The following is a 22,451-nucleotide window of genomic DNA, read 5'->3' as shown; positions in this document are numbered from 1 at the left end:
ATTAAAGTTAAATACGATTATTCGTTCAGCGGTTTTCTTAAATAGTGGATATGATGTGCAAATCCTTGTTTTTCATACAAAGATATTGCGCCCTGGTTAAAATGCCATACTTCAACAAACATCTGTTTTGCACCGTAATCAGAGAACGTTGACTCAATTTTATTAATCAATGCCTGCGCCGTACCTTGTTTTCGATATTCAGGCAGCACATAGAGCTCATCCACACTTCCCATCATAACTGGCTGGCTGACGGTAGAAATAAGTTCACAGAAGTGACCAGAGATAAAGCCAATAATTTCATCTCCTTGTTTTGCTACGTAAACAAGGCACTCAGGGTCGTCAATATATCGAGCAATGCTTTTTTCTTGTTCTATCTCCTCTGCCGTTTTGAAAAGCTCAGGAGATTGAAGATGATGCTCATCATGAAGCTCGAACATAAGATCGTTGAGCAACTCTAGGTCGCTAAAACACGCAGGTTTAATCGCAAACGTGGTCATACAAAGGGTCACTAAAAATGGAATGGCTGTAGTTTGTGAGGAAAACGTCGTATTGGCAAGTCACAAATGCTTTCACGATACGTTTGTACTGTTTGAACAACAAAAAGGCCCCTGTACTTAATAAACGTACAGAGGCAGAACCAACCTACAGAGTTCGAGGATCAGGGGTTAGTTAGAATTGAGTTTTTATCAGCGTCGTAGCACTCGCTCAATTTCGTTCAAGCTACTTGGGTCATCAATCGTTGACGGAACGGTGTATTTTTCACCATCAGCTATTTGACGTATAGTTCGACGCAAAATTTTACCTGAACGTGTTTTCGGTAAACGGTCTACAACCAACGCATGCTTGAAGCAAGCAACTGCACCTATCTCACTACGCACTTTGCCAACAAGCTCACCTTCAAGGTCTAGCTCATCTACTTTGACGCCGTCTTTCAGTACCACAAAACCAAGTGGAAGCTGACCTTTTAGATCATCGTGGATACCAACCACCGCACATTCTGCAATCGCTGGGTGGCCTCCTACTATTTCTTCCATTTCACCTGTCGACAATCGGTGTCCCGCGACATTAATCACGTCATCAATACGTCCCATAATAAACAGGTAACCGTCTTCATCCAGATAGCCACCATCACCTGACACGTAGTAGCCTGGGAATTGGCTAAGATAACCAGTTTCAAAACGGTCATGATTACGCCAAACCGTTGGCAGACAACTTGGTGGTAGCGGACGTTTTAATGCGACAAAGCCTTGTTGGTTAGGCCCGACAGCCTCTCCAAGTTCATTCAGAATCTCGACCTGATAACCCGGAATGGGCTTCGTCGAAGAACCAGCTTTAACTGGCATCATTTCGACACCTGTCGGGTTGCCGGCGATGGCCCAGCCCGTCTCGGTTTGCCACCAGTGGTCAATAACGGGCTTGTCCGCTTTGCTCTGAACCCACTCCAGTGTCGGAGGGTCAAGGCGTTCTCCCGCCATAAAGATGGTTTTCAGATTCGACAAGTCGTACTGTTTTAAGTGCTCGCCTTCCGGGTCCTCTTTCTTAATCGCACGAAACGCCGTTGGTGCAGAGAACAACGCATCTACTTTATATTCATCACACACTCGCCAAAATGCGCCAGGATCCGGTGTTCGAACAGGCTTGCCTTCGAATAGGATAGTAGTGCAACCGTGAATCAGTGGAGCGTAAACAATGTAAGAGTGCCCTACTACCCAGCCCACATCAGATGCCGCCCAAAAGACGCCATCTTGAGGAATGTTATAGATTGCGCTCATGGAGTACTTCATCGCGACAGCATGACCACCGTTATCACGCACAACGCCTTTCGGCTTACCTGTCGTACCCGATGTATAAAGTATGTAGAGCGGCTCGGTTGCTAACACCGGAACACAACCATGTGGCAGCGCTTGGTTGTACTCTCGCTGCCAATCTAAGTCTCTATCTTGGTTTAGCTCAGCGTCGCACTCTGGACGTTGGAAAACAAACACTTTCTCAGGCTTCCAACGGCTGTCCATAATGGCTTTGTCTACCATTGGTTTGTATGGAATGACTTTGTTGATCTCAATCCCGCACGACGCCGTCATGATCACTTTCGGCTCTGCATCTTCAATTCGTACAGCAAGCTCATTAGGTGCAAAACCACCGAATACTACGGAATGAATCGCCCCCAAACGCGCGCAGGCAAGCATCGCCATTGCGGCTTCTGGGATCATCGGCATATAAATAACGACTCGGTTGCCTTTTTCAACACCTTGAGCAGACAGCATGCCAGCAATTTTTGCTACTTGGTCACGTAGATCGCTATAGGTGTACGTGGCTTTACGACCTGTCACTGGCGAGTCATAAATGAGTGCAGTATTATCACCGCGTCCTTGCTCGCAATGGTAATCTAATGCTAACCAGCACGTATTCATTACACCATCTGGAAACCAACGTTCTATGCCGTTTTCATCAGATTTCAAGATAGTTTTAGGAGATTCGAACCAATCGATATTCTCCGCTTGAGCGCGCCAAAAACTCTCCGGTTCATTCTTCGCCCATAAGTATTCTTTTTCGTATGAAGACATATTGCTTCCTCCAGTATGTCCTGACATTGCTCTCGTTCTACTCAAAGATCGCTCTTTTAATCCAAAGATCGTCTCTTTTAATCGAAGACATAGAAGGGTACACGCACAAATCCCTCCATCAGTATTCTCGCACTTCGGCTCATAATGGCTTTTTGCACCACCCAGCCCTGCTCAGTTTGCTTCGTTTGTGCCCCAACTTTTAACGTTCCTGACGGGTGACCAAAAGTCACGGACTCTTTTTCACCGCCACCAGCGGCTAAATTCACTAACGTTCCGGGCACACACGCAGCAGAAGCGATAGCAACGGCTGCTGTTCCCATCATTGCATGATGTAGCTTGCCCATCGACAGCGCGCGAACGAGCACATCAATATCCGACTCATTAACGGCTTTACCACTTGAAGACAGGTAACTTTTCGGTTTAGAAACAAACGCTATTTTCGGCGTATGTTGGCGTGTTTGAGCTTCTTCTAAATCAGAAATCAGGCCCATTTTTAACGCGCCATATGCGCGGATGGATTCGAACATCGCTAATGCTGTGTCATCGTTGTTGACATCGTCTTGCAGCTCGGTGCCCTGATATCCTATCGATTCAGCATCAATAAAAATGGTTGGTATGCCCGCGTTAATAAAGGTCGCGTTGAACGTACCCACATCCGGCACCACCAAATCATCAACTAAGTTGCCCGTTGGGAACATACTTCCTTCGCCATCGGAAGGATCAACAAAATCCACTTGAATCTCTGCCGCTGGAAACGTGACACCATCGAGTTCAAACTCTCCGGTTTCTTGGACGAAACCATTGACGATTGGCACGTGAATCAAGATGGTTTTGCTGATGTTCACCTGCCAAACACGCACCGTCACAATTCCATTTTCTGGAATGCGGTCTTGTGGGATCAGACCAGCATGAATGGCGAAAGGACCGACAGCGGCAGACAAGTTGCCGCAGTTACCGCTCCAATCGACGAATGGTTTGTCGATCGACACTTGGCCAAATAAGTAGTCAACATCGTGATCGGCTCTGCTGCTGCGCGAAACAATCACTGTTTTACTGGTGCTTGACGTCGCGCCCCCCATACCATCAATTTGCTTCGCGTACGGATCAGGGCTGCCAATAACACGTAACAACAGTTTGTCACGTGCGGCTCCAGCCACTTGCGCTTCTTGAGGCAAATCCTCTAGGTTGAAAAAGACACCTTTACTCGTGCCGCCACGCATGTACGTCGCGGGCACTTTTATTTGGCTTGTTTGATTCGGAGTATTATTTGACATACGCACTCCTTATTGTGCCAAGAAATCTTGCGCGAAACGCTGCAGAACACCGCCTGCGTTGTACACGTGAACTTCGTCAGCGGTATCTAAGCGACAAGTAACCGGAACATCGACTTTATCGCCGTTGCTGCGTGTGATAACCAGCGCTAAATCAGCGCCCGGCTTGATTTCTCCAACCACGTCGTAAAGTTCCGTACCATCCAGCTCTAGCGTATTGCGGTTAACGCCTGGCTTAAATTGCAGTGGTAGTACGCCCATGCCAACCAAGTTAGTACGGTGAATACGCTCAAAGCCTTCAGCAACAATGGCTTCTACGCCTGCCAGTCGAACGCCTTTTGCTGCCCAGTCACGGGATGACCCCTGACCGTAATCCGCGCCAGCCACCACGATCAATGGTTGTTTACGATTCATGTAGGTTTCAATCGCTTCCCACATACGAACCATCTGCCCATCTGGCTCTACACGCGCCAGAGATCCCTGCACGACTTCGCCGTTTTCCTTCACCATTTCATTGAACAACTTTGGGTTAGCGAAGGTCGCGCGTTGCGCCGTTAAGTGGTCACCACGGTGAGTCGCGTAAGAGTTGAAATCCTCTTCTGGCACACCCATTTTCGCTAAGTATTCACCTGCTGCGCTGCTTGCGAGAATCGCGTTGGATGGTGATAAGTGATCAGTGGTGATGTTGTCGCCCAGAATCGCCAATGGACGCATACCAGACAATGTTCTTTCTCCCGCTAGCGCACCTTCCCAGTAGGGTGGTCGGCGGATATAGGTACTCATCGGACGCCAGTCGTACAGCGGGTTGGGATTTTGCTCTTGATCATTCAGCTTAAACATCTGAATGTAAACTTGCTTAAACTGCTCAGGTTTAACATGAGTACCGACAACTGCATCGATCTCTTCATCGCTTGGCCACAAATCATTTAAGTAAATTGGTTTGCCGTTTTGGTCCGTGCCAAGCGCATCGCGCTCGATATCAAAACGAATGGTACCGGCCAGCGCATAAGCGACAACCAATGGTGGTGAAGCCAAGAAAGCTTGTTTGGCGTACGGATGGATTCGACCATCAAAGTTACGGTTACCAGAAAGCACCGCTGTCGCATATAAATCACGGTCGATGATCTCTTGTTGGATTTTTGGATCCAGCGCACCACTCATACCGTTACAAGTTGTACATGCGTAACCAACAATGCCAAAGCCAAGCTTCTCTAGCTCTGGTAATAAGCCCGCTTCTTCCAGATACAAGCGTGCAACTTTAGAACCCGGAGCAAAAGACGATTTCACCCACGGTTTACGTACAAGACCAAGTTCGTTGGCTTTCTTCGCCACAAGGCCAGCAGCAACCACGTTTCTTGGGTTACTGGTATTCGTACATGAGGTAATAGCAGCGATGATCACTGCACCATCTGGCAACTCGCCTTCTTTCTCTTCCCACGCTCCAGAAATGCCGCGCTGTGCCAACTCAGAAGTTGGTAAACGACGATGAGGGTTTGACGGACCAGCCAAGTTACGGCTAACTGATGATAAATCGAACTCAAGTACGCGCTCGTAAACTGCGCTATCAAGATCGTCTGCCCAAAGACCGGTTTGTTTTGCGTAATTTTCTACTAAAGCAACTTGTTCTTCATCTCGACCAGTTAGTTTCAAGTAATTGATGGTCTGCTCATCAATATAAAACATGCCAGCTGTTGCGCCGTATTCTGGTGTCATGTTTGAAATCGTTGCGCGGTCTCCGATCGTTAGATCACGTGCGCCTTCTCCAAAGAATTCAAGATATGAAGATACCACACGCTCATTACGAAGAAACTCAGTAATCGCGAGGACAATATCCGTTGCGGTAATGCCCGGTTGACGTTTACCCGTCAGTTTGACACCGACAATATCTGGTAGACGCATCATTGATGGTCGGCCAAGCATGACGGTTTCTGCTTCCAGACCACCGACACCTATCGCAATAACACCAAGAGCGTCTACGTGAGGCGTGTGACTGTCCGTACCCACACAGGTGTCAGGGTAGGCAATGCCCTGCTTTGCTTGTACCACAGGAGACATTTTTTCCAAGTTGATTTGGTGCATGATGCCATTCCCAGCTGGAATCACGCTGACGTTTTCAAACGCTGTTTTACACCACTCAATAAAGTGGAATCGGTCTTCATTACGGCGCTCTTCAATCGCGCGGTTTTTGTCGAAGGCATCAGGGTCAAAGCCCGCATGTTCAACCGCTAAAGAGTGGTCAACGATCAATTGTGTCTCAACCACTGGGTTCACTTTTGCAGGATCACCGCCCTGATCTGAAATGGCATCGCGCAGACCCGCTAAATCGACTAGAGCGGTCTGACCAAGAATGTCATGACAAACAACGCGTGCTGGATACCAAGGAAAATCAAGATCGCGTTTGCGTTCAATTAACTGTTTCAGGCTATCTGTCAATGTGTTCGGGTCACAGCGGCGGACCAGTTGCTCAGCTAGCACGCGAGAGGTATAAGGGAGTGTTTCATAGGCTCCAGGAGAAATGGCATTGACGGCTTCGCGTGCATCAAAATAATCCAGTTGAGTTCCCGGAAGCGGCTTACGATATTGAGTATTAATATTTGTGTCCATGGTTTGCTTCCATTCAGTCTTTACATCTTGCCTTCATCAAGGTTTTCCATTGCTCCAGAAACACAGTGATGAGAGGATCTCCTTCCTCTGTTAGAGAGAATGACAAAGGAAGGAGGTGGTCAACCAAAGCATATAATGCCCTCGTTGAACTTCGCGCTAGCGATTCTCGATAGGCACCCATTCTTGATGATCTGGGCCCGTATAATCGGCACTTGGGCGAATAATACGGTTATTGGCACGCTGTTCATAAACGTGTGCAGCCCAGCCCGTTAAACGACTCATCACAAAGATTGGGGTAAATAGTTTGGTTGGAATGTCCATGAAGTGGTAAGCCGATGCATGGAAGAAGTCCGCATTACAGAACAGACCTTTCTCTCGTTTCATCACTGATTCAACACGCTCAGAAACCGCATATAGATGTGTATCACCAACTTGTTTCGATAGCTCTTTGGACCAGCGTTTTATTAAGGCGTTGCGAGGGTCACTTTCACGATAAATCGCATGACCAAATCCCATGATCTTGTCTTTATTGGCTAGCATTTTCATGATGTTCGCTTCCGCCTCGTCGGGCGTTTGCCAATCTTCAATCATTTCCATCGCCGCTTCGTTCGCACCACCGTGAAGTGGCCCACGAAGCGTACCGATTGCTGCCGTGATACAAGAATGGATGTCTGACAACGTTGATGCACAAACGCGTGCTGCGAATGTAGAAGCATTAAACTCATGTTCAGCATAAAGAATGAGCGAGCAATGCATCACTTGTTTGTGCAGCGCAGATGGCGCTTTGTCTGTAAGTAATCGTAAGAAGTAACCACCGATGCAATCTTCAGTCTGATCCTCGGTGTTGATACGCACGCCATCATGACTAAAGCGGTACCAGTAACAGATGATGGCAGGGAACAAGGCTAGCATACGTTCGGTTGCTTTCAGTTGCTCCTCGAAGCTCATTTCTTGCTCTAGGTTACCCAATACAGAACAACCCGTGCGCATTACGTCCATTGGGTGTGCGCTTGCAGGAATTAACTCTAAAGCTTGTTTTAGCTCGGCTGGCAAACCTCTAAGGCTGAGTAGGTGTGTCTTGTATGCATCGAGTTCTTGTTGATTCGGCAAGTGACCGCGTAACAGAAGGTGAGCCACTTCTTCAAACTGTGCGTTGTTCGCAAGATCAGTAATATCGTATCCACGATAAGTTAAACCAGTTCCCGTTTTTCCGACAGTACATAAAGCTGTGCTTCCTGCGCTTTGACCACGAAGGCCTGCGCCACCTAATTCTGCTTTCTTTTCTGCAGTTTGAGACATTGTTTGAACTCCTTTTCTGTCTGACTTTTCCCTCTCTGGGGTGTTTTTAGCCAAACGAATTTCACGTTATTAGATGAGATAAATTCCGATTATCTTTTTCTTGGGCTTCCGTTTATTTTTGCTTTTCCCCCGCTATTTCCCTTCAGAGAATAACTGGTCAAGTTTGTCTTCGTAGTCGTGGTAATTCAGGTGCTGATACAACTCTTTACGTGTTTGCATCGAATCAACCAGTGCTTCCTGATTACCCACTTCTAGCAAATGTTTGTAGACCGTTTCAGCAGCTTTGTTCATGGCACGGAACGCACTTAATGGATAAAGCACCATGTCCACTTTTGCTTTCGCTAGCTCATCGCAGCCATACAGCGGTGTCGCGCCAAATTCTGTAATATTCGCCAGAATAGGAACGTGCTTTCCGGTCGCTTGCTCAAGCGCATTTGAAAACTGAAGGTACTGGTCCAGCTTGTTCATCGCTTCTGGGAAGATCATGTCTGCGCCAGCTTCCACACACGCAATCGCGCGCTCGATTGCGCTGTCCATGCCTTCAACAGCTAACGCGTCAGTACGAGCCATAATCACGAAACTTTCATCATTGCGTGCATCAACCGCGGCTTTTACACGATCAACCATCTCTTGCTGGCTGACTATTGCTTTGTTCGGACGATGACCACAACGTTTCTGTGCGACTTGGTCTTCCATGTGCACCGCTGCCGCGCCCGCTTTTTCCATCGCTTTGATCGTGCGAGCAATGTTAAATGCACCGCCAAAGCCCGTGTCGATATCAACCAAAAGAGGCAAATCACATGCGTTAGTAATACGGTCAACATCAACCAAAACGTCGTTTAATGTTGTGATACCGAGATCCGGCAATCCGTATGACGCATTTGCGATACCACCACCAGACAAGTAGATCGCTTGGTGACCCAAGTTTTTTGCCATCATGGCGCAATACGGGTTTATAGTGCCGACAATTTGTAGTGGATTATTTTGTTCAATGGCGAGTCTGAATTTCGCTCCCGGTGTTAAGCTCATGACGAATTCCTTCTAGTCTTTGTCTAAACTTTCTGTATGTATAATTTGAGATTGGATGAGCTTTCGACTTCCTGATATGTGTCTTCTCATCAACATTTCTGCAAGCTCTTCATCGCGATTGCGAATGGCTTCCAAAATGAATTTGTGTTCGGTGAGCGCCTCATTCGGGCGAGATTGCGCACGTGGCGACTGGTAACGATACATCCGTAATAAGTGATAGAGTTCATCACACAGCAGAGATATTAACTTACTGTTTCTGCTCGCTTGGATGATGCGATAGTGAAAATCAAAGTCACCATGTTGATGGAAGTAAGACGCGCCTTCCATTTGGTCTATATGCTTGGAATGTGTCGACAATAGCATTTCCAAGCTTAAGAGCTCTTCTTGCGTAATGTGTCGCGCAGCTAACCTTGCCGCCATGCCTTCCAATGCTTCTCGAACGGCATAAAGTTCTATCAGCTTTTCCGGAGAAAAAGTGGTCACTCTAGCCCCAACATGAGGAATTCGCTCGATGAGCCCTAGCCCCTCTAAGCGCATCAATGCTTCACGCAAAGGCCCACGACTGACTTGATATTTCTTTGCTAGCTCAGGCTCTGATATCTTATGGCCAGGCTTCACATCGCCATTAACAATGACTTCAATCAGTGTTTCGGTCAGCGTTTCGGATTTGGTGTGTTCTTTCTCAGAACCCAGCACTTTATAACGAGCTTTCAACTCAGAGTTCATATTCAGATACTCTTGTTACCGACATCGAAATGTCTACAATTTCTTAACCTGAATATAAAGTAGTCGATCAAAGTGTCGACAATCAAGTAAATTGTCGACAATTTAGACTAAGGTCGTAATTTAAATGGGCCTAAAATGCCTATTAAGTGCCGTTTTTAGCAGGAATAAAGAATGGGGAACTCATATTGTCGACAACTTATAAACCTTTAAGCTTATGATCTAAAAACTAAAAGCTCAGCTGTCGAACAATAATCGGATAAAAAACTATTCTTTAGGTACAAATTGATCAAAGACTTGTTGCGAAGTCATCTTTTGTGAAGCGGAATTGAGGTCATAATAAGCTGGCTTTTCATCGGTAAAAATCTCTAAAGTGAGTTTGAAATCTGGGTTATCGAACAAACCAGCGGAAAGAATGTACTCACCTGTCGGCAACAAATGGTAGAAAAGGTTTGTGCCACACTCACCGCAAAACCCCCTCACTCCCCAGTCTGACGACTGATAACGTTTAGGTTCGCCACCTTTAAACGTCACGTTAGGCCCACAATGCACCGCATGAAGTGCGCCACTCGACCATTTTCGACACATCGAGCAATGGCACAGGCTAACCTCATTTTTAACCTCAGCGATGACTTCAATTGCCCCGCACAAACACGTCCCTTTCATTCTCTTTTCCTCGTTCATTTCCGTCATTTTATTATGGCCTACCAAAGCGTAAAGCCGCGTGACCTAACACCAACTTCTCGCCGTGCACTTTATGAACAAAATAACCGAAATGCTCAATATTCTCTTTATATCTCTTTTACAGACAGATATTTAACACTTAATTAACCTTTACACCAAGTTCAGCTTTAACGCTTACAAGGCATGACAACTGAGCAAAAACAATAAGGCTCAACTAAATAGAGTCGCTAACATAAGGAACGTGAACATGTTAAAGGTACTCAAACCAACGCTCGCCGCTTCAATCATCGCAGCTTCATTTTCATTCAACGCTCTTGCTGCAGATATTGAAAAAATGCACTTTCTTATCCCTGGAGGTGCCGGTGGCGGTTGGGACATGACCGCCCGAGGTACTGGTGATGTATTAATAAAGTCGGACATCGTCGAAACCGTATCATTTCAAAACCTATCTGGTGGTGGCGGTGGCAAAGCAATCGCACATTTGATTGAAACGGCTGATCGTCAAGAAGATACACTCATGGTGAACTCAACACCGATCGTCGTTCGCTCGCTCAGTGGGATCTTCCCACAATCTTTCCGCGACTTGACTCCTGTTGCCGCAACGGTTGCCGATTATGGCGCCATTGTTACATCAGCCGATTCTCCTTACAGCTCTTGGGAAGATGTCGTTAAAGCTTTTAAAGAAAACCCACGTAAGGTGAAGGTTGCTGGTGGCTCTGCTCGTGGTTCTATGGATCATTTGGTTATAGCAGCAGCTTTCAAAGGTGAAGGTTTTGATGCGCGTAAAGTTCGTTACATTGCCTATGATGCAGGTGGAAAAGCCATGGCAGCCCTACTTTCAGGCGAAACACAACTGCTCTCTACAGGGCTAGGTGAAGTACTCGAAATGTCTAAGTCTGGGCAAGTGAAAGTGTTAGCGATTACAGCACCAAAACGTTTAGAAGCTGCGCCTAACATTCCAACTCTCACCGAATATGGTAATGAAACTGTCTTTGCTAACTGGCGTGGATTCTTTGCAGCACCAGGCACAAGCCAAGAAAAGCTAGATGAATGGAATGCCGCATTTACTAAAATGTATAACACCGACGAATGGCAAGTCGTTCGAGACCGCAATGGTTGGATCGACAACTATAAAGCGGATAAAGCATTCTTCGCGTTTCTTGAAGATCAAGAGCAACAGATGGGTGACTTAATGCGCGAGTTAGGCTTCCTGAAGTAACAGTCGAATTGGGGTCCCTCAGATACCAACCTCAATGAATAACATAGGTTGGTATTTCCCCATGTATTTGCACTCTAAGTTTCACCGCATATGGACATTGTCGACAATCGGCATGCACACTCCTTTGTTTATATACCCAAAGCGGCTCGACTAGCAGCGAAATGCTTAATTGTTAATGGTTTAGTTTATTCATTGACGTCCATATGCGGTCTTTTTTACTTTTGTTAGGAGTTGAATATGCCTCGTTCAACCAACTTTTTCACCAAAGAGTACTTGCTCTGTCGTGACCGCGTCGGCGCAATGATCTTTCTACTCTTCTGTCTTTGCTACGGTTATCAAACCTCGCAGATTCCATTGTTTCCAGGTGATGAGTATGAACCATTCACCGCACGTACTCTGCCAACCATCCTGACTTACGTTGGTGTCGGCCTTTCTTTGCTATTGCTGGTGACAGGACAACCAGATAAACAAAGTGGCGCAGTGCTGACCTTCAATTGGAAGTTACTGATTGCCTTTTTAATTTTAATGGCGCTCTACGGCGTGGGCCTGACTTATCTAGGTTTTGTGATAGCTACTGGCTTCTTTTTATTGGCTGGCTTTTATCTGCTCGGGGAAAGACGTAAACCCGTTCTGTTTGGCGCGTCGTTTCCATTCGTGATCGCGTTCTACTTATTACTCACTCAAGGTTTGGACATCTATCTCGAACCGGGTTTGATTTTCACCATCTGGTAGTCAAAGAAAGGACTGAATTATGTTAGATGGAATTCTACAAGGTTTATCCACCGCAGTAATGCCAATGAACATTATGATGGTGATCGTGGGTTGCTTCGTCGGTACATTTATCGGCATGTTACCTGGACTTGGGCCGATCTCAGCCATTGCTTTGATGATCCCAATTACTTATGGCCTAGAGCCCTCCTCGGGCCTTATTTTGATGGCGGGTGTTTATTACGGTGCGGTATTTGGTGGTTCTACATCGTCGATTTTAATTAACGCGCCGGGTTGTTCTTCAACCGTGGTCACAGCATTCGACGGCTACCCAATGGCTCAAAAAGGCCAGGCAGGTAAAGCATTAGCTTTGGCAGCTTATTCGTCTTTCACTGGCGGTACGCTATCTGCCATTATGTTGCTTGTTGCCGCACCAGCATTGGCTAGCGTCTCCCTTAGCTTCCAATCGTCGGACTATTTTGCGTTGATGCTACTTGGGTTATCAGCAGTCGCGGCTTTTGCGGGGAAAGGTCAGGTAATCAAAGCGTGGATGATGACCATTCTTGGTTTGATGCTATCTACAGTTGGAATCGATAAAGGCGTAGGCGTTGAACGCTTTACCTTCGGTTTAACGGATTTAATGGATGGCTTTAGCTTCTTGTTGCTTGCAATGGCGACATTCGCACTGGGTGAGACACTGATGGGCATCCTTAAACCATCAAAAGACACCAGCGATGAAGAACAAGAAAAGCTGAGCAACATTGGCTCAATGAAAGTGACCAAGGAAGAAATCAAAGATGTTGCGCCTGTTTCAATTCGCTCTTCAATATTAGGTTTCTTCACTGGCGTTCTTCCTGGCGCAGGGGCAACCATTGCTGCTTTTTTAAGCTATGGTATGGAGCGCAACCTCGCACCTAAAGAGAAAAAGGATGAGTTCGGTAAAGGCAGTATCCGTGGTTTGGTTGCGCCAGAGTCTGCGAACAATGCAGCATCTAGTGGTTCATTTGTACCGCTATTAACGCTTGGTATTCCGGGCTCTGGTACAACAGCAATAATGCTCGGTGCGCTGATCGCTTATGGTATTCAACCTGGCCCTCGCCTATTTGTTGAACACCCAGATGTGTTCTGGTCAGTGATCATTTCCATGTACTTTGGCAACATCGTACTTGTGATCCTGAACTTACCATTGATTCCGTACATTTCAAAGCTTTTGGCGGTTCCAAGAACGGTGCTTCTACCGATGATTTTATTCTTCTCAATCACCGGGGTTTATTTGGTCTCTTTTAACACTATGGATGTGTTCGTGATGCTGATTGTGGCTATGGCTGCCATTGCACTTCGGCTCGCTAACTTCCCGCTCGCACCTTTATTGCTGGGCTTCATCCTTGGAGGATTAATGGAAGAGAACTTACGCCGCGCATTAATGATTTCAGATGGAGAACTGAGTTTCCTATGGGAGCGTCCTATTACCCTTACCTTTACTGTTTTAGCTGTATTGGTATTGGCAAGTCCACTAATCGTAAAGCTGATTCAAAAGTTTAAAGCACAGCCAGTCAGCGTTGAGCAGTAATCGCTTTCTCTTTCAACCTAGATAAAGCCATCCATCGTGATGGCTTTATCTTCCGCCCTCCAAATCGTTCGCTTATTGTGCAGATGGTATTGACAAATCACTGTCGTTATATGAAGGTGATTGTATGAACACACACTTAGCGCAACTTAACCAACGAATTATCATCATTCCATAGGAATGGTGGGATTTTTTGATGCGCTCAGTATTTATCGAACCCACCCATAGCGGTGGGTTTTCTGTCTCTACCGTATGGGAAAAGCTCTCTTGGAGGCGGTCACAATGCAAAAAATAGCAGTTTTTGGTAAACCCGGCAGTGGAAAATCGACGGTAAGTAAAGCAATCGCGTCTGCTACCGGTCTTCCTCTTCATCAATTAGATTCAATAGTCTATAAACCAAACGGTGATCCCGTCGAGCGTAACGTTTTTGATGAAGCCCATAGCAATATACTAAGCTCAGATCGTTGGATTATAGATGGCCTTGGACCGATCAGCTCTTTCAACGCTCGTTTAGATGCAGCCGATACTCTCATTTATATTGATCTACCATACTCCGTAAGCTATTGGTTTGTGACGAAACGTCTCCTTAAAGGACTATTCATAAAACCTGAAGGTTGGCCTGATGGTAGTTCGGTACTGAAAGGAACGTTACAAAGCTACAAAGTTCTTCAGCAATGCCCCGCATTCTGGAATGATGACTTTATGTATCGCCTCGAAGGGTACTCTCAAAGTAAAGCCGTTCATGTCATCAAAAACGTTACAGAACTGAACAATTTTGTTTTAGAGCGGGTAAAGTAAACCTCATATCAGAACATTAGAGCATGTAGGTTAGATCATCTGAAGCTCTAACAATGAAAAAGAACATAACAAGGATTGTTTATGCTTTTAGAACTCTCACTTTTATTCATTGCTGGCGTAATTGGTGGGATCATTAACTCCATAGCGGGAGGCGGAAGCTTTATTACTTTTCCGGCTCTATTGGCAGTTGGTGTTCCTCCTATTATGGCTAACGCAACAAACACATATGCTTCATGTGCGGGTTACATTAGTGGAGCCGTCGGGTTCAGAGAAGAGATCATGAAGAACAAGCATGAACTGCTGTTCACAGTCTCATTCAGTTTAGTCGGCGGCGCTGTCGGAGCATATCTGTTGCTCAACACGCCAGAATCGCTATTTATGGAAGCCATCCCTTGGTTACTCTTATTTGCCACCGTGCTTTTTCTCACCGGTTCTCGTTTAACAATGCTAATCAAAACTGTCGCGAAAGAGCACAAACATGCTGGCATACTCGGAGCAATCTCGTTGGGTTTACTACTTGTTGGTGTCTCTGCTTACGGTGGTTTTTTCAACGCAGGTTTAGGGGTTATTGTTCTGAGTTATCTGGTAGTAGCTGGTCACCAAGACATTAATTTAATGAACGGTTTGAAATTGCTCGTATCTACGTGTGTTTCACTCATTGCTATCGTGATTTTTGTTGCCAATGGCTCCATTGATTGGCACACAGGTAGTGTTGTTTTGGTCGGTACGTTGGTAGGTGGGTATCTTGCAGCTCGTGTATCTCGTCAACTGAATCCCAATCATGTTAAAGGGTTTGTTGCTCTTTCTTCTATTCTCATCACTATCTACTTTTTCATTGATGTTTATGTTTAAGCAAAACTTGTACAAGTGGATAACACTCCTACAAAAACACCAGCGCGAAAGATTAATGCAGATAGCTTAACGATTTTTTGTGTCACTCCAGCGAGGTTAGGAATCTAATAGCACTACACTGAGCGGCTAATGAAACCATTTTGATCACAAAGTGCTCGGATAGAAGATCCTGTATCACGCTCCTTCGTCGCTGTACAGGATGACGAGAAATAGAAATATGCCACTCGCGGTTAAACGAGTGGCATTGATCGAGAAAGATGGCGTTTTACATCAATAATAAGAGAAAGTAACGCTTACTTAATCAGCCCTACTTCTTTGTAGTATTTGAGCGCACCTGGGTGAAGAGGCGCAGATAAACCGTCTTTTACCATTTCCTCTTTCTTCAAGTTTGCAAACGCTGGGTGGAGACGGCGGAAATCATCGAAGTTTTCAAATACCGCTTTAACCACGTTATAAACCACATCTTCTGGTACCGCAGTAGAAGAAACAAACGTCGCGCCCACACCAAAGGTTTGAACATCACTATCTGTGCCACGATACATACCACCTGGGACATTTGCGACACGATAGAAGCTGTTGTTTGCAACCAGTTTTTCTACATTAGGTCCAGCTACCGTTACGATATTACTATCACACGACGTAGTGGCTTCTTTAATCGCTCCACTTGGGTGACCAACGGTATAAATCATCGCATCAATTTTGTTATCACAAAGTGCTTTTGATTGCTCTGCTGCTTTTAACTCAGAGACAAGCTTAAAGTCGTCGTTACTCCAACCATACTGGTTCATTAGCACTTCCATAGTACCTCGCTGACCAGAACCAGGATTACCAATGTTAACGCGCTTACCTTTCAAATCATCAAAAGTTTTGATGTTCGCGTCTTTACGTGCAACGACAGTAAACGGTTCTGGATGAACGGAGAATACGGCGCGTAGCTCTTTAAAAGGCCCGCTTTCTTCAAACTTACTGGTTCCTTTGTAAGCATGATACTGCCAGTCTGATTGCGCGATACCGAGGTCCAATTCACCAGCACGAATAGTGTTGATGTTATAAATCGATCCCCCAGTACTTTCTACCGAACAACGGATACCGTGATCTTCTCGCGATTTGTTAACCAAGCGACAAATAGCGCCACCAGTCGGATAATAAACCCCTGTTACGCCACCGGTACCAATCGTGACAAACGTTTCCTCCGCAGACGCAGAAAAGCCTGTTGTGAGTGCCGCCAAAGAAGCCGCAAGTGCGATTTGCTTAAACTTAAACATTGAACATCCCTTTTACTTGTGTTGATGACCGTTTAAGTATAGCAACCGTTAACAATTTGATAACGTTTGAGTTCTCATCCTTGGCGGTTAGCTTAGTAATCACCATTTTATTGGCATATTCTGCCGTTATATAATGGCTCTATATAAGCGTAAACCGTATAGTCTAGAAAATTAAATCTTTAGACTGATATGTCCATTCTAAATTATCTATTAAATAGAAATACTCAGGTCAAATTACTATAATCTTGTTAAATAACCTTTATTCTATATAAATATGATGAGTTATAACTCCAGCCAGAAGACATGATGTACTTGAAATAAATAATACGAATGAGAGAACAAACAATCGTTGAATATGGATTGGAACCTTATCCCTCTTCTCTAACATTTTATATCGTTTCGCATGAAAAGTGCTCAGAAAAACAGTTCCATATTGTAGTACTCCGTGACCTGATAAGAATATATTCAGAGTGTAGTATCGAACTCCATTATCAAGAGCATCTTCAAGATACTTCAACCACTTGGATTTCAAATAAATAACAAACAAAAACCAAGCAAATATACCTAAAATTCCAACCGTAGTCAGATAAATCACTAAATCTGATGCTAAACTGATATCTTCCATCTTCGACTACTTATTAAGTTGAGTTTTATATAATTCTGTTCCCAAATACTCACCAGTCGAACTACCATATTTTGTTATTGAGTATCTAATTACACCCTTCACTACAAAAAATTCTTAAACACACTTTTTGTGAATAATAATGGCACTTTAACTTAATTTTACGCAACAAGGCTACTATGAAGTTGTTAGCTTTGAGCTGAGTTCAACAAAAACAGTAACTTTTATGCAATGTAACTCACTACGTTATATTGCTTTACAAACAAATCACCCAGTAAATATCCGTATCTAGTTTAGATAGCTGAAATAAAAAAAGCGTTGTATAAACAACGCTTTGTAGTTAGTGAAACGGATGGTTACACCGTTGGGACTGATGCTCGCCACGCTTGGTTCTGGCTATCTGAGATAGATCGGAACAAGTCACGTAGTTCTTTCAATAAGCCTTCTTGGAAACCAATGTTTTCATCGGCTTTCTGTTTGGCTGCTTGTGCGCGAGTCGCTTGTACTTCATCATCTTTGCTGCGCGCTTGCGCTTTGGTTTGCTCTACATTCGATGCTGAGTTTGCCATCTGGCCCAAAGCTTGAAGAATCGCGTTCTTCGCTTGGTTTGAGCTCATCAACTTATCGAACTTACGGCCACCACTTGTCAGCTGCGCTGTCGTGTCTGCGATATTGTCTTTCGCTAGTGAGTGCGCACGCTTAACCTGATCTTGCTGCGTTTTAGACAAGCTATTGTTATTTAATAACTCTTCTGCTTGATCGAAGCCAGCTTTTTGCGTTTTAAGTACATTATTGCTCGCCATTTCATTCTTGATTTCTTTCCCTGCTTTGAAAGAACCAAGGGCACCAATAATTGCGGTAGCACCCGCTAGTACACCCGAAACGACTGCCATCGCGATCATCGCGCTTGCCGAGTTGTTGAGTTCTGCCGCTTGGCTTTCTAAACTCGCGACGTTTGCTTCAACAGCAATTTCACGTTGTAGCACTTGCTGCTCACGGCTCAGCTTTGATACTTGATACAACAATGTTAATAGCGTCAACGATTGTGATACCGCATCTGATGGTGACTTGATCACCTCCTCACCGTTAAGCGCTTTCATCGTTGTGCTCATTAATGAGCTCACCGTCGGTGCAAGAGCGCTCATTAGGTTTGCAACAACTTGAGCTTGGTTACTCACTGTAGGAGCTTTAGGTGTCTCTAACTGGTAGCGTGCTGCACCAGAAACACCTGACTCACTTTGGCTTTTAACGGCGCCCGCTTCAAGCTTTGTTTCCGGCGCTTTTTCTGCTTTGTTGGTTTTAATGGTGTCGCCTAAACCGTATAGTTCACCACGACCCGTTCCGCCTACTTTATCTAGCATAATAAACTCCTTATACCGTTGCAGGACGGCTTAACACCGTTTGCATAGTTTCACTTTTCGCTTGAATCATTTGCATGATGAGGCTCATCAGCTCTTGGAAGTCTTCCATCAACTTACCAATCTCTTCTTTGAGCTTATCAATGACAGCCTGGCTTAACGTCATTTTGGCTCGAAGATCTGTGATATCAGCCTGAATCTCTGTCACGTGAGCATTGTTAGCAGCATGGACACTGTCCGTTGCGCCTTTACCCACATTGACGGCAAGATCGACGGTTTCTGCGCCATAACGAATCGCTTTCGCTGTTGTTGTCGCAGCTTTTGTGCCCATATCTGCCACTTTCGCCATGTTTGCAGCGGCTTTCGTAGCGATTTCCGTGACCTTTTGAGCTACCTTACCAGCACCTTTTGCTGCAAGTTTCGCGATACCGCCAGCTGCTGCACCACCAAACGTCACAACAGCTCCAATAACCGCGACGGCGATTTCTAATGCCATTACGACTTTGTTTAGCACATCGACATTTACGCCCGCTTCTTTTAGCGCATCTTGAACGGCTGGCTCTTGCAACGCCATGCTCACTGCTCCCATGACGCCACCAGCGATCATAAGTGCACCGGCTGCTGCACCAACACCCGTTGCCACCATTACGGCACCAACAACAATAGAAACCACCGCACTGATCCAACCAAAGATCTTCGCTGCTAAGCCTGATTTTTGGGCTTCTTTTGCAGCGGCTTCCGATTCTTTGATTTTGTCTTGGTTTTCCACCATCTCTTTTTCGTGCTTAGCTTTTGCGACCTTCACTTCCTGAATTTTCAGCTCGTTTTGAGCACTTTTCAGTTTATCCGTGATAGCAGCAAGCTCTACTTCAAAATCATCAGCAGATCCTGCGATGATTTTGACGGCAATCGAACCTGTTTGGTCTGCAACTGCATGGAGAGATTTTGCAATGGTATCGACGATCTTTTGCAGCTGTGCCATGGCTTTTAGCGTCAAATCATTCACTTTGTCACTAACAGCTGCGTTAGGTGCATCTAACTGAACTTTTACTTTTCCGGTGTTCAGTACATCTGCATCTTTACTCTTCACGTTTTCTACCGTCACAGAAGGCGTCGCTGTAGACGCCGTTTTCTGCACGTTATCTAAGGTGGCTTGGCCAGATTCAGGGCTATAAACCTGTGTCTGGATGCGGTCAAGTGCAATAGAACTCATAGTCTAATTACTCCTTTTTATTTCTCACCGCTTCTAACATGATGCCTGCACGCTCATGCAAATCTGCATATTGTGATTTTCCGGCAGACATCTCCTTCGCGCTGTAAAACCCACTCTCTGCTTCTGTCAGTTGTTCCAGTTTCAGGTGACATTCAGCAGAGTGAAAAGGTGGGCGTGGATCATTTACGTCCACTAGCGCTGCGTAGCTGTAGGCGTCTATTGCCTGCAGATACTCACCCAACTCCTGACGAGCCGCGCCAAGGCCAATGAAAAATCGCGCCTGATAATGATCAAGCATGCTGAGTAATTGAAATACTTTCGCTGCTTGCTCAATCTTTCCCGATTGGAAAAAGTTGTAACCTACGGCATAAATGTGTTCGATGGTGTCCTGAGACACATCGTGCAACATTTTTAGCGTGCCTCCCTCTTCCAGAAAAGACAACAGCTCTTCTGCTTGCATTTGGGATGGATCGGTCGCGTTTGTTTTAGTCATGGTTGGTTATCCTTAAATGGCTCGTAGGATTTCTTGTAAAATACTGTGGTACTTCTGAACAAACTTGTTCATCGCTTCAACGGTCGAGTTGTATTGAGAACTGGTGTCGTTCAGCTCAGTGGTTTTGATTTGCACTTCATCGTTAAGCAACTTGGATTTAGCACTGACAGAACTAGAAAAATTAGACAGTTTTTTCGACTTCTCTTCGTCTTGGTACGACGCACCATCACCGATAGTAATACCTTGTGTTTGAAGGAAGTCTCTATGGTTTGTTATCTTATTATCCGTCAAATACTTGTACTCAGGTGAAGCTTCAAAATCCGTTTGATTGCTGTAGTTAAAGTCACTCGCTTTGAAGTTACTTTCTGGATATCCCGGTTTATAAACCCCATCAACACTTTGCGTAGAGTGAATTTTTGATTGCACAACACCAAAAACTTTAAGCTGTATTGTGAGATCCTCTAATGCCTCTTTCTGGTCATTACGTTTCTCTAAACGGTTAACACGACGCTCATTTAGCGCAAGCAGCACTTGCTCATCAAAACGGTCTCCAATGCTGGACTCAACAACGGCCAACAAATCACGAGCCGTTAGAGAGTGCTCTGCTCTCACCTCGCGATCCGCTTTCTCTTTATCGGTGATATTGAGTAGACGCTCTTTCAATGCTCCTAAGTTCTTGCGCAATGCCTCGTATCGCTCAGTAAATGAAGCCCCGGTAGATTCACCTTTTACTATTTTTTCAAACTGTAATCGGATATCTCGTTCGGTGTTTTCTTTGATCAAATTAACTTGAGCTGCCGTTATTTGTGTTTTTTGGACATCGGCTATCGCGCTGTCCTGGTAAAAGTCGTCGATTTCTATATTTGTTAAACTCACCGCGAAGTTGGCGAACAGACTAGAAAGGGTCAAAGGCTCAGTTCCACCAATGACAGTATTAAGTGCTGCTTTTAGATTGTTCGTTCCACTCGCCTCACCATAAGCTGCGCTATATTGGCCTTTCACTTGAGCGGCCATTTCATCTAACGCTTCTTTAAGCTGCTGTTTAGAAATACCAGGAGTCCAGGTAATTCTGCTAGCTAGCGCACTTGCGTCATCGGTGCTTAAAGTAATACCGATGCCTTGAAAACTACTTTTTAATTGAGCTGAGACTTGAAGAGCGAAACTCTCTTTAGTCAACAGAAAATCCGAGCTCTTCAGTTGCGCGAGATTAACGGAACCTAAGCTACTAAAGGCATTGCGAAGAAAAGAAATAGAAGCATCTCTCACTTCACGGGAGCCCATTTGATTAGCAAGCTCTGCAACAAAAAGAGAAATTTCTTTGGTGGCATTAGCCAGACCTGTCTCGGAGAGGTTGGCGATCTGCTCCGCTTGGTTACTCTGAGTGCCCAGATTAAATTGACTAACAAACTCAGTAGACAACGAGCTATCTACGTTTTCTGTCAGTAACTTACTAAACCAAGCATGAAACTGATTTGATAGCGTTTGGTTTGTTTGAGCATTAAACTCGGCTGCGGTTAATTCGCCATCTGAGTTAGCACTTTGTAGCGACTTTATCCAAACAGATGCGGTGTCGGTCAATGATATACCAGCAAACGCGTTATTTTTCGCTTTTAGGTTTTCAAGTGTATCAACATAAAGCGCGATACTTTGTGATTCCGTTTGTCCCGAGATAGTTGGCAATGAAGAGATTAGAGAGGCAAGTTGCTGAGTCTCTGCTTCACCCAGTACAGGGGTAAATGCCTCTATCACGTTTTGTTGGAAAGTGGGTAATGGTGCACTACTCGCAGCTGTGTCTGTTGCTCCTGTCGTAGAGCCAGTCGTTTTCATATTCGTCATTTCCAAACCTCTAAATCATCATGCCGCGCATCACTGTGGGACGCTTTCTGCGTTTACCTGACGTACCTTGTAGCTGATTTTGTTGTTGCCGGCGGCGCTGGACTTCGTCTATTAGCTCTTGCTCTGCACGTTTCATGGTATCTACTGGCGCTTTTATGCCGCCAAGTAAAACATCCCCCGCAACAGGACCAACACCTAAGCCTTCCAATAGCTCGTTAAAAATATCGGTTCTGTCTTCAGCTTTTCTAATGGCAAGCTCAGCGTTCTCAATCGCATCGGTAAACGGTTGCTTCATCTTGATTCCTATCTTAAAGCGGGTCATCTCATCGGTGCTGTCAGTAACAGT

The 22,451-nt window shown here is 45.2% G+C and carries 20 protein-coding genes; 5 read left to right on the top strand and 15 right to left on the bottom strand.

The genetic code is table 11. The features are described from left to right. Positions 1-17 precede the first annotated feature (17 nt). The 8 genes from R7P67_RS13975 to R7P67_RS13940 form a co-directional block, all read right to left on the bottom strand. The gene (locus R7P67_RS13975) at positions 18-497 is read right to left on the bottom strand and encodes a GNAT family N-acetyltransferase (RefSeq protein ID WP_005377290.1); all 480 of its coding nucleotides are present in this window, start codon (positions 495-497) and stop codon (positions 18-20) included. 189 nt (positions 498-686) lie between these two features. Then, positions 687-2,564 carry a propionyl-CoA synthetase gene (locus R7P67_RS13970; protein ID WP_165935383.1) on the bottom strand — a complete coding sequence of 626 codons (1,878 nt, stop codon included), beginning with the start codon at positions 2,562-2,564 and terminating at the stop codon, positions 687-689. 77 nt (positions 2,565-2,641) lie between these two features. Beyond that, complete coding sequence (gene prpF, locus R7P67_RS13965; RefSeq protein ID WP_318086008.1) at positions 2,642-3,838, bottom strand: 2-methylaconitate cis-trans isomerase PrpF; 1,197 nt, start codon at positions 3,836-3,838, stop codon at positions 2,642-2,644. 9 nt (positions 3,839-3,847) lie between these two features. Continuing rightward, on the bottom strand, positions 3,848-6,439 hold the full coding sequence (gene acnD / locus R7P67_RS13960) for a Fe/S-dependent 2-methylisocitrate dehydratase AcnD (RefSeq protein WP_318086006.1): 2,592 nt from the start codon (positions 6,437-6,439) through the stop codon (positions 3,848-3,850). Positions 6,440-6,595: 156 nt separating this feature from the next. Next, on the bottom strand, positions 6,596-7,738 hold the full coding sequence (gene prpC / locus R7P67_RS13955) for a 2-methylcitrate synthase (protein ID WP_005377283.1): 1,143 nt from the start codon (positions 7,736-7,738) through the stop codon (positions 6,596-6,598). A gap of 132 nt (positions 7,739-7,870) precedes the next feature. Next, on the bottom strand, positions 7,871-8,767 hold the full coding sequence (gene prpB / locus R7P67_RS13950) for a methylisocitrate lyase (RefSeq protein ID WP_005388185.1): 897 nt from the start codon (positions 8,765-8,767) through the stop codon (positions 7,871-7,873). 12 nt (positions 8,768-8,779) lie between these two features. Further along, on the bottom strand, positions 8,780-9,493 hold the full coding sequence (locus tag R7P67_RS13945) for a GntR family transcriptional regulator (protein WP_005377279.1): 714 nt from the start codon (positions 9,491-9,493) through the stop codon (positions 8,780-8,782). 264 nt (positions 9,494-9,757) lie between these two features. Beyond that, positions 9,758-10,156, bottom strand: coding sequence for a GFA family protein (locus R7P67_RS13940; RefSeq protein WP_017633774.1), 399 nt, complete (start codon positions 10,154-10,156; stop codon positions 9,758-9,760). 265 nt (positions 10,157-10,421) lie between these two features. On the opposite strand from R7P67_RS13940, the gene R7P67_RS13935 reads away from it, so the two are divergent. From R7P67_RS13935 to R7P67_RS13915, 5 genes are all read left to right on the top strand, one after another. Next, positions 10,422-11,393 (top strand): tripartite tricarboxylate transporter substrate binding protein, encoded by a 972-nt coding sequence (locus R7P67_RS13935; protein ID WP_005388181.1) that lies wholly within the window; start codon positions 10,422-10,424, stop codon positions 11,391-11,393. A 237-nt stretch (positions 11,394-11,630) separates the two neighbouring features. Then, on the top strand, positions 11,631-12,125 hold the full coding sequence (locus R7P67_RS13930) for a tripartite tricarboxylate transporter TctB family protein (RefSeq protein ID WP_005388179.1): 495 nt from the start codon (positions 11,631-11,633) through the stop codon (positions 12,123-12,125). Positions 12,126-12,144: 19 nt separating this feature from the next. Next, positions 12,145-13,671: a tripartite tricarboxylate transporter permease gene (locus tag R7P67_RS13925; RefSeq protein ID WP_005388177.1), complete on the top strand. Its 1,527-nt coding sequence runs from the start codon at positions 12,145-12,147 to the stop codon at positions 13,669-13,671. 279 nt (positions 13,672-13,950) lie between these two features. Next, positions 13,951-14,466 (top strand): adenylate kinase, encoded by a 516-nt coding sequence (locus R7P67_RS13920; RefSeq protein WP_054728525.1) that lies wholly within the window; start codon positions 13,951-13,953, stop codon positions 14,464-14,466. Positions 14,467-14,547: 81 nt separating this feature from the next. Further along, complete coding sequence (locus R7P67_RS13915) at positions 14,548-15,318, top strand: sulfite exporter TauE/SafE family protein (protein ID WP_318086005.1); 771 nt, start codon at positions 14,548-14,550, stop codon at positions 15,316-15,318. Positions 15,319-15,611: 293 nt separating this feature from the next. Here the strand turns inward: R7P67_RS13915 and R7P67_RS13910 are convergent, their stop codons facing one another. The 7 genes from R7P67_RS13910 to R7P67_RS13880 form a co-directional block, all read right to left on the bottom strand. Then, complete coding sequence (locus R7P67_RS13910) at positions 15,612-16,583, bottom strand: TAXI family TRAP transporter solute-binding subunit (RefSeq protein ID WP_017821698.1); 972 nt, start codon at positions 16,581-16,583, stop codon at positions 15,612-15,614. A 259-nt stretch (positions 16,584-16,842) separates the two neighbouring features. Beyond that, a complete protein-coding gene (locus tag R7P67_RS13905) occupies positions 16,843-17,208 on the bottom strand; it encodes a hypothetical protein (protein ID WP_017821699.1) in 366 nt (121 codons plus the stop codon). A gap of 353 nt (positions 17,209-17,561) precedes the next feature. Then, positions 17,562-18,566 (bottom strand): type III secretion system translocon subunit VopD, encoded by a 1,005-nt coding sequence (gene vopD / locus R7P67_RS13900; RefSeq protein ID WP_005377262.1) that lies wholly within the window; start codon positions 18,564-18,566, stop codon positions 17,562-17,564. Between the two features lie 10 nt (positions 18,567-18,576). After that, a complete protein-coding gene (gene vopB, locus R7P67_RS13895; RefSeq protein ID WP_005377260.1) occupies positions 18,577-19,776 on the bottom strand; it encodes a type III secretion system translocon subunit VopB in 1,200 nt (399 codons plus the stop codon). A 7-nt stretch (positions 19,777-19,783) separates the two neighbouring features. Next, positions 19,784-20,269, bottom strand: a complete 486-nt coding sequence (gene vcrH / locus R7P67_RS13890; protein ID WP_005377258.1) for a SycD/LcrH family type III secretion system chaperone VcrH — start codon at positions 20,267-20,269, stop codon at positions 19,784-19,786. A gap of 12 nt (positions 20,270-20,281) precedes the next feature. Next, positions 20,282-22,105 (bottom strand): virulence-associated V antigen, encoded by a 1,824-nt coding sequence (locus R7P67_RS13885; protein ID WP_284144663.1) that lies wholly within the window; start codon positions 22,103-22,105, stop codon positions 20,282-20,284. Between the two features lie 10 nt (positions 22,106-22,115). Then, a complete protein-coding gene (locus R7P67_RS13880) occupies positions 22,116-22,400 on the bottom strand; it encodes an LcrG family type III secretion system chaperone (RefSeq protein ID WP_005395092.1) in 285 nt (94 codons plus the stop codon). Positions 22,401-22,451 lie beyond the last annotated feature (51 nt).

The sequence above is a fragment of the Vibrio sp. Vb0937 genome, from assembly GCF_033338855.1.
This window is presented reverse-complemented; position numbering and strand designations above follow the sequence as displayed.

Coding starts and splice junctions, on each gene's coding strand:
- acnD (WP_318086006.1), bottom strand. CDS start 6,439: ATGGACACAAATATTAATACTCAATATCGTAAGCCGCTTCCGGGAACT.
- R7P67_RS13885 (WP_284144663.1), bottom strand. CDS start 22,105: ATGACGAATATGAAAACGACTGGCTCTACGACAGGAGCAACAGACACA.
- R7P67_RS13930 (WP_005388179.1), top strand. CDS start 11,631: ATGCCTCGTTCAACCAACTTTTTCACCAAAGAGTACTTGCTCTGTCGT.
- prpC (WP_005377283.1), bottom strand. CDS start 7,738: ATGTCTCAAACTGCAGAAAAGAAAGCAGAATTAGGTGGCGCAGGCCTT.
- vopB (WP_005377260.1), bottom strand. CDS start 19,776: ATGAGTTCTATTGCACTTGACCGCATCCAGACACAGGTTTATAGCCCT.
- vopD (WP_005377262.1), bottom strand. CDS start 18,566: ATGCTAGATAAAGTAGGCGGAACGGGTCGTGGTGAACTATACGGTTTA.
- R7P67_RS13935 (WP_005388181.1), top strand. CDS start 10,422: ATGTTAAAGGTACTCAAACCAACGCTCGCCGCTTCAATCATCGCAGCT.
- R7P67_RS13945 (WP_005377279.1), bottom strand. CDS start 9,493: ATGAACTCTGAGTTGAAAGCTCGTTATAAAGTGCTGGGTTCTGAGAAA.
- R7P67_RS13940 (WP_017633774.1), bottom strand. CDS start 10,156: ATGAAAGGGACGTGTTTGTGCGGGGCAATTGAAGTCATCGCTGAGGTT.
- R7P67_RS13910 (WP_017821698.1), bottom strand. CDS start 16,583: ATGTTTAAGTTTAAGCAAATCGCACTTGCGGCTTCTTTGGCGGCACTC.
- vcrH (WP_005377258.1), bottom strand. CDS start 20,269: ATGACTAAAACAAACGCGACCGATCCATCCCAAATGCAAGCAGAAGAG.
- R7P67_RS13975 (WP_005377290.1), bottom strand. CDS start 497: ATGACCACGTTTGCGATTAAACCTGCGTGTTTTAGCGACCTAGAGTTG.
- R7P67_RS13920 (WP_054728525.1), top strand. CDS start 13,951: ATGCAAAAAATAGCAGTTTTTGGTAAACCCGGCAGTGGAAAATCGACG.
- R7P67_RS13915 (WP_318086005.1), top strand. CDS start 14,548: ATGCTTTTAGAACTCTCACTTTTATTCATTGCTGGCGTAATTGGTGGG.
- R7P67_RS13880 (WP_005395092.1), bottom strand. CDS start 22,400: ATGAAGCAACCGTTTACCGATGCGATTGAGAACGCTGAGCTTGCCATT.
- prpB (WP_005388185.1), bottom strand. CDS start 8,767: ATGAGCTTAACACCGGGAGCGAAATTCAGACTCGCCATTGAACAAAAT.
- R7P67_RS13970 (WP_165935383.1), bottom strand. CDS start 2,564: ATGTCTTCATACGAAAAAGAATACTTATGGGCGAAGAATGAACCGGAG.
- R7P67_RS13925 (WP_005388177.1), top strand. CDS start 12,145: ATGTTAGATGGAATTCTACAAGGTTTATCCACCGCAGTAATGCCAATG.
- R7P67_RS13905 (WP_017821699.1), bottom strand. CDS start 17,208: ATGGAAGATATCAGTTTAGCATCAGATTTAGTGATTTATCTGACTACG.
- prpF (WP_318086008.1), bottom strand. CDS start 3,838: ATGTCAAATAATACTCCGAATCAAACAAGCCAAATAAAAGTGCCCGCG.